The 7133-nt window shown below is 54.4% G+C and carries 6 protein-coding genes and 2 pseudogenes; 6 read left to right on the plus strand and 2 right to left on the minus strand.

Annotated features, from left to right (window positions below):
* The first annotated feature begins 147 nt into the window (after window positions 1-147).
* A complete protein-coding gene (locus HA45_RS15950; RefSeq protein ID WP_100701244.1) occupies window positions 148-1215 on the plus strand; it encodes an AI-2E family transporter in 1068 nt (355 codons plus the stop codon).
* 34 nt (window positions 1216-1249) lie between these two features.
* Here the strand turns inward: HA45_RS15950 and bcp are convergent.
* Window positions 1250-1718: pseudogene (gene bcp / locus HA45_RS15955) on the minus strand (thioredoxin-dependent thiol peroxidase).
* Window positions 1719-1860: 142 nt separating this feature from the next.
* Window positions 1861-2459: pseudogene (locus HA45_RS15960) on the minus strand (glycine cleavage system transcriptional repressor).
* A 110-nt stretch (window positions 2460-2569) separates the two neighbouring features.
* On the opposite strand from HA45_RS15960, the gene dapA reads away from it, so the two are divergent.
* The 5 genes from dapA to HA45_RS15985 form a co-directional block, all read left to right on the plus strand.
* Complete coding sequence (gene dapA, locus HA45_RS15965) at window positions 2570-3448, plus strand: 4-hydroxy-tetrahydrodipicolinate synthase (protein ID WP_100701242.1); 879 nt, start codon at window positions 2570-2572, stop codon at window positions 3446-3448.
* 14 nt (window positions 3449-3462) lie between these two features.
* Window positions 3463-4494 (plus strand): outer membrane protein assembly factor BamC, encoded by a 1032-nt coding sequence (gene bamC / locus HA45_RS15970; RefSeq protein ID WP_100701241.1) that lies wholly within the window; start codon window positions 3463-3465, stop codon window positions 4492-4494.
* A gap of 144 nt (window positions 4495-4638) precedes the next feature.
* Entirely contained in the window at window positions 4639-5352 is a 714-nt protein-coding gene (gene purC / locus HA45_RS15975) for a phosphoribosylaminoimidazolesuccinocarboxamide synthase (protein ID WP_100701240.1), read from the plus strand.
* A 247-nt stretch (window positions 5353-5599) separates the two neighbouring features.
* On the plus strand, window positions 5600-6466 hold the full coding sequence (gene ypfJ, locus HA45_RS15980) for a KPN_02809 family neutral zinc metallopeptidase (protein ID WP_100701239.1): 867 nt from the start codon (window positions 5600-5602) through the stop codon (window positions 6464-6466).
* Window positions 6466-7133, plus strand: a 668-nt coding sequence (locus tag HA45_RS15985; RefSeq protein ID WP_143808507.1) for a tRNA(Met) cytidine acetyltransferase TmcA domain-containing protein, incomplete at its 3' end; no start/stop codon positions are given. The genes ypfJ and HA45_RS15985, both read left to right, overlap by 1 nt.

The following is a 7133-nucleotide window of genomic DNA, read 5'->3' on the forward strand; positions in this document are numbered from 1 at the left end:
CCTTACGACAAGACGGCACGATTTATCCGGATGCACACAGACGCACAATATCATCTGATATTCGTAGGGTGCGCATTTATGCGCATCAGGTTTTCGCCGTAAATTTCTGTACAATCGTCGTCCCGTTTTAGGCGTCAAGGAAGTGAAATGCTGGTTCTGCTTTTCCAATGGTACAAACGTCGCTTTAGCGATCCCGAGGCAATTGGCCTGCTGGTGATCCTGCTGATGGCGTTCTGTATCCTTTTTTTCTTCAGCGGCTTACTGGCCCCATTGCTGGTCGCGCTGGTGCTGGCTTACCTGCTGGAGTGGCCAACTGTCCGTTTACAACGGCTGGGATGTAGCCGCACCTGTGCCACCAGCATGGTACTGATCGTGTTCGCGGGCATTCTGCTGGTGATGGTGCTCATCGTCGCGCCGGTGGCCTGGCAACAGGGCATTAATCTGCTGCGCGATCTCCCCAATATGCTGAACAAGCTCTACGTCTATGCGGCCGGATTACCCAAACGTTTTCCGGCGCTGGTGGATGCGGGCATCATCGATATCATCGTGGAGAATCTGCGCAGCCGTTTGACCGGGTTGGGTGAATCACTGGTGAAATACTCTCTCGCCTCTCTGGTGGGGCTGATGACGCTGATGATCTATCTGGTACTGGTGCCGCTGATGGTGTTCTTCCTGCTGAAAGACAAAGAGCAGATGCTCAACGCCGTACGTCGCGTGCTGCCGCGTAATCGTGGCCTGGCAGGCGTGGTGTGGCAGGAGATGAATCAGCAAATCACCAACTATATTCGCGGCAAGGTGCTGGAAATGGTCGCGGTAGGATTTGTCACCTGGATTGCTTTCCTGGTTCTGGGGCTCAACTATGCGCTGCTGCTGGCGGTGCTGGTGGGGATTTCGGTACTGATTCCTTACATCGGCGCGATGGTCGTGACGATTCCAGTGATCGGCGTGGGTTTGTTCCAGTGGGGATTAGGCAGCGATTTCTGGACGATGTTTATCGTCTATCTGGTGGTTCAGGCGCTGGACGGCAACGTGCTGGTGCCGATTTTGTTCTCAGAAGCGGTCAATTTGCATCCGCTGGTGATCATTCTTTCGGTGGTGATTTTTGGTGGCATGTGGGGCTTTTGGGGCGTGTTCTTCGCCATCCCGCTGGCCACGTTAATCAAAGCCGTGGTGCGTGCCTGGCCGGAAACCGCGCTTGAACATCAGCAGGGATAAAGAAAACGGGTGCACAGAGTGCACCCGTTATTTTTTATGCCGACTTCACATAATCCAGCACGATATCGTGGTGGTTTGATGTTTTTGAAGTCGTCGAAGACTTTTTCTACCTTTCCGTCACCATCAATCAAGAAGCTAATGCGGTGAATGCCATCATAGGTTTTGCCCATAAAGGTTTTTTCACCCCACACGCCAAACTGCTCACAGACCTGATGATCTTCATCAGATAACAGCGTGAAGTTCAGCACTTCTTTCTCGACGAAGCGTGACAGTTTTTCAGGCTTGTCGGTGCTGATGCCCAGCACTTCCACGCCGACCGTTTTCAACGCATCCATGTTGTCGCGCAGACCACAGGCCTGTACGGTGCAACCCGGCGTCATGGCTTTCGGATAGAAATAGACCAGAACGCGCTGTCCCTGGAAGTCGGCCAAATTTACTTGTTCGCCGTCCTGATCGGGCAAGCTAAATTTCGGTGCGGTATCACCGGCTTTCAGTGGATTCATCACAACTCTCCATTTTTTTTCTTCATGCTGTGGGTAATACACCATCACGGTGAAAAGTACCAGATGGCGTCACCCTCTGGGTTATTTCACTACACGGTATGCCTGCGTGGCAGAGTGTGTGGAGAAATAACCCGGCGATAGTTTACAGGGTGTTGTTGGCATCGTCGGTGACACTATAAAGACGAATTGAGCCTTGTGCATGCAGTTCTTCACATAGATTGTTGAAGGCCTGTTCAAACGGTGCGCTGGCCTGATTATCCGGCTGTGCGCCGTCATTTGAATATACAGCGTGGGTGGAACGCCATCCTGTGCCGGGATAATCCGTGAAACCAGCTCGGCAATATTCATCTGATGTTTATCGAACAAATCGGTAAAGCGCTCAATGAGATGAGGAGAATCCGGCACTTCCACCTGCACCCACACGGTGGCTGGCATCGGTGGCGTGATGCGAGCGTTGGTGCGCTTCATGACAATCAACAGCTCCAGCTCGGCCCCTTTCATCGGCAGCGTGGATTCAATCAGGGTTATCGCATTCCAGCTACCGGAAAGCAGCATGATGAACGTGAATTCATCACCCAGCATCGCCAGACGACTGTCTTCAATATTACAACCGCAGCTGCTGACATGGCGGGTGATGGTGTTGACGATACCCGGACGATCAACGCCCAATGCGGTGATCACCAAATGGTGGGGCTGTGACTGCGGCAAAATGGCGTTTCCTGTACGTTCGCTAATAACCATAAGGTAAACATAAAAAAAACTGCTGACAAGGGTGTGAATGGCTTGGCTCGCTTGCTTTTCTTTCGAGGTAAAACGTAACATGAGGCACTTGATTGACGAGGGGATAGCCCATGTTCACCGGAAGTATTGTTGCGCTCATTACGCCAATGAATGAAAAAGGTAATGTCTGCCGCGAGAGTTTGAAAAAACTGATTGATTATCATGTTGCCAGCGGCACCGCGGCGATTGTTTCTGTTGGCACCACCGGCGAATCTGCCACCCTCAGCCATGAAGAGCATGGCGATGTGGTGATGCAGACCCTGGAACTGGCTGATGGCCGTATCCCGGTGATAGCTGGCACCGGCGCGAATGCCACTGCTGAAGGTATCTCTCTCACTAAGCGCTTTACCGGTAGCGGTGTGGTGGGTTGTCTGACGGTGACGCCTTACTACAACCGTCCTACGCAGGAAGGCCTGTTCCAGCACTTCAAAGCGATTGCTGAAAGCACCGATCTGCCGCAGATGCTGTATAACGTGCCATCGCGCACGGGCTGTGACATGCTGCCAGAAACCGTGGCTCGCCTGGCCGAAATTAAAAATATTATCGGAATCAAAGAGGCCACCGGGAACTTATCACGCATTACTCAGATCCAAGAGCTGGTTAATAATGAGTTCATTATTGTCAGCGGCGATGACGCGACAGCATTGGATTCCATGCAACTGGGCGGCAATGGCGTTATTTCGGTCACGGCTAACATTGCAGCGCGTGAAATGGTTGAACTCTGTGCGCTGGCGCAACAGGGTAAATTTGCCGAAGCGCGTCGCCTGAATCAGCGTCTGATGCACCTGCACCAGACGCTTTTCTGTGAACCCAATCCAATCCCGGTGAAATGGGCAGCGAAACAGCTAGGATTAATCGCGGATGACACGCTGCGCTTGCCAATGACGCCACTGACCGAAGCGGGTCAGGCGAAAACGGCCCAAGCGCTGATTAAAGCGGGTCTGCGATAATTTAGGGAGAATCAATGAGTTATTCAGTTAAGCGCTCGACGCTGGCAACCGTGGTGGGCTTGTCCACCCTGATGCTGCTAACAGCTTGTTCCAGCGATCAGCGTTATAAGCGCCAGGTCAGCGGTGATGAATCTTACCTGCAGGCGCCTGAACTGCATGATTTAAAAGCCCCGGCGGGGATGATTCTGCCTCTGCAGAATGGTGATTATGATGTGCCACACACCGTCGCCAAGGGTGCCGTTGGTAAAGAACTGGACATTCGTCCACCGGCTCAGCCACTGGCGTTGCTGAACGGCACGCGTGCACAGTTCAATGGCAACACCGCCGTGCTGGCGGTAGAAAGCAGCCGTGGTTCTATCTGGTCGCAGGTGGTCAATGTGATCCAGTCTTACAAGTTCCCGATTGCACAGCGTGATGATGCTGGGCAGCAGCTGACCACCGATTGGGTGCAGTGGAACCGTGCGGATGAAGATAACCAGTATCGCGGTCGCTACCAGATCAGCGTTCAGAACCAGAGCTATCAGCAGGTGCTGACGGTTCGTCTGCTGGAATTGCAGCAGAAAGGTGAGCCGGTGACTTCACCTGCGCAGATCCAACGCTACACCGGCCAGATGTTGAACGACATCAGCACCGGTCTGGATAAAATCGATACCGCCAGCGCCGATGCAGCAGCGGGTCGCGCCACCGGACAGATTGATGTTCAGAGCGGCGCAGATGATACCGGCTTGCCAATGCTGGTGCTGCGTTCACCGTTTAACGTCACCTGGCAGCGTTTGCCAGCGGCGCTGAAGCGTGTGGGCATGGAAGTGACCGATGACAACCGCTCGCAGGGCAGTCTGAAAGTGACTTACAAACAGCCAGGCAGCAGCGCGTTTGACGCGATTGGTGCGAAAGATCCTGAGCTTCCGAACGGCGATTACAAATTGCAGGTCGGCGATCTGGATAACCGCAGCAGTCTGCAGTTCATCGATCCTAAGGGCCACGTGCTCACTCAGTCGCAGAATGATGCGCTGGTGGCGGTGTTCCAGGGTGCACTGAACAAATAAATTGCCAAAGAGCCGGAGATTCTCCGGCCTTTTTGTTTTGATTTTGGCATAATAGCGCCCGGCGAAGTAAACGATTGCGTCAGGCAGTCGTCGCGCGGTGAAACACCGCTGAACACGGGTTCTTTCATGTTTGGAGTTAATGAGATGCAAAAGCGAGCTGAGTTGTATCGCGGTAAAGCGAAAACCGTATACAGCACCGACAATCCGGATCTGCTGATACTTGAATTCCGCAACGATACGTCAGCAGGAGACGGTGCACGAATCGAGCAGTTTGATCGTAAAGGGATGGTGAACAACAAGTTCAACCATTTCATCATGACCAAATTGCAGGAAGCGGGCATACCGACCCAGATGGAAGCGCTGCTGTCCGATAACGAAGCGCTGGTGAAAAAGCTGGAGATGGTGCCGGTGGAGTGCGTAGTTCGCAACCGTGCGGCAGGATCGCTGGTAAAACGTCTGGGCGTGGAAGAGGGCATGTTGCTCAATCCACCGCTGTTTGATCTCTTCCTGAAAGATGACGCCAAACACGACCCGATGGTAAACGAATCCTACTGCGAGACCTTTGGTTGGGTCAGCAAAGCCAATCTGGCGCGCATGCAGGAACTGACTTTTAAAGCCAATGACGTGCTGAACAAATTGTTTGATGACGCCGGTCTGATTCTGGTCGACTTCAAACTGGAGTTTGGTCTGTTCAATGGTGAAGTGACGTTGGGCGACGAGTTTTCGCCAGACGGCGCGCGTCTGTGGGACAAAGAGACCATGGACAAAATGGACAAAGACCGTTTCCGTCAGAGCCTCGGCGGCCTGGTAGAAGCGTATGAAGAAGTGGCACACCGCCTGGGTGTGAAGCTGGATTAAGTTTCAGTCAGCACCGGTCGGTTGCGGCGCGATTCATCGCGCTGTCTGGCCGGTGCTCCTTTCATAAACTGCGTCTGCTGACGCCTCTCCCTCAAATCCCAGATGTGCAATTCACTGCGCATTTCTGCTCATCAACCGCTAAATGATGCGCAATCAATTGCGCTGCTACACGCTTGCGTTTCGCAACGCTGGTGATCCGCGGTGCCGCCAACTAAAATCATGCAAAACCTTTTAACAGGAGCGAGCCATGCGCTGGCAAGGTCGTCGTGAAAGCGACAATGTAGAAGATCGTCGCAATGATTCACCCGGATTGGGCGGCGGCGGCGGGCGGCAAATCCGTTTACCGCGCGGCAAAGGCGGCATCATCCTGCTGATTGTGGTGGCGGTGGCGGGTTATTACGGTTATGACCTCACCGCGTTGTTACAAGGCGGTGCCCCGGTGACGCAACAGCAACAGCGCCCGATTAACTCGGCGCAGGACAATGAAGATGCCAAATTCACCAAGGTGATTCTTGCCACCACCGAGGAAACCTGGGGCACGCTGTTCCAGAAAATGGGCAAACAGTATGTGCCACCTAAGCTGGTGATGTATCGCAACTACACCTCGACGAGTTGTGGTGGCGGCCAGTCGGCGATGGGACCGTTTTACTGCCCGGCCGATCAAACCGTGTATATCGACCTGTCATTTTACGATGATATGAAAACCAAGCTGGGCGCGGGCGGTGATTTTGCCCAGGGCTATGTGATTGCCCATGAAGTGGGCCATCACATCCAAAAACTGCTGGGTATCGAGCCTAAAGTGCGTCAGATGCAGCAGGGCGCCACCCAGGCGCAGGCCAATCAGCTGTCGGTGAAAATGGAACTGCAGGCGGATTGCTTTGCCGGCGTGTGGGGCCATTACGTGCAGCAGCAAAATATGCTGGAAGTCGGCGACCTGCAGAAAGCGCTGGATACCGCGGAAGCGATTGGTGATGACCGCCTGCAGCAAAAAAGTCAGGGGCGCGTGGTGCCAGACAGTTTCACGCACGGCACGTCGCAGCAGCGTTATACGTGGTTCAAACGCGGTTTTGACAGCGGCAATCCCGGCGACTGTAACACCTTCGCCTCCAACTGATGCTGTTACCTGACATCACCGCCGCGATGCAGCGGGCGGGTATTCGCCGCCTGTGCGTCGTCGCCGGTGAAGCTGACTGGGCGCTGCGGCAGGCAGTTGAATGGCGTGCGGCGCTGCCTGGCGACTGGCTCACACTCAGCAACAGCGATGATTTCCCCCACCGCGTAGCACCCGCTGCGCTGCGCACGCTACTGGGTCGTGAATTCCAGCATGCGATATTTGATGCGCGCAGCGGCTTTCATGCTGAGGCCTTTGCGGCTTTGGCAGGCACGTTGCGTGCGGGAAGCTGGTTGTTGTTACTGACGCCACCGTGGCAAGGTTGGGCCACGCAACCTGATGACGACAGCCTGCGCTGGGCAGATGTCGCTGAACCCATCGCCACTCCCCATTTTATCCACCATTTGCAACAGCTGATGGTGCAGGATCCGCAGGTGATGTTGTTGCACCAGCACCAACAGCCTGCGCGCGCGCCCGAATTACTGCATCAGCATCAACCTGAGCGCGCGCGCGAATTACTGCATCAGCATCAACCTGAGCGCGCACCCGAATTACTGCATCAGCACCAGCCTGCGCACGCACCCGCATTGCTGAATCAGCACCAGCCTGTGCGCGCACCCGCATTGCTGAATCAGCACCAGCCTGTACGCGCACCCCGCATTGCTGCATC

The sequence above is a fragment of the Pantoea rodasii genome (assembly GCF_002095465.1).
Classification (GTDB): Bacteria; Pseudomonadota; Gammaproteobacteria; order Enterobacterales; family Enterobacteriaceae; genus Pantoea; species Pantoea rodasii.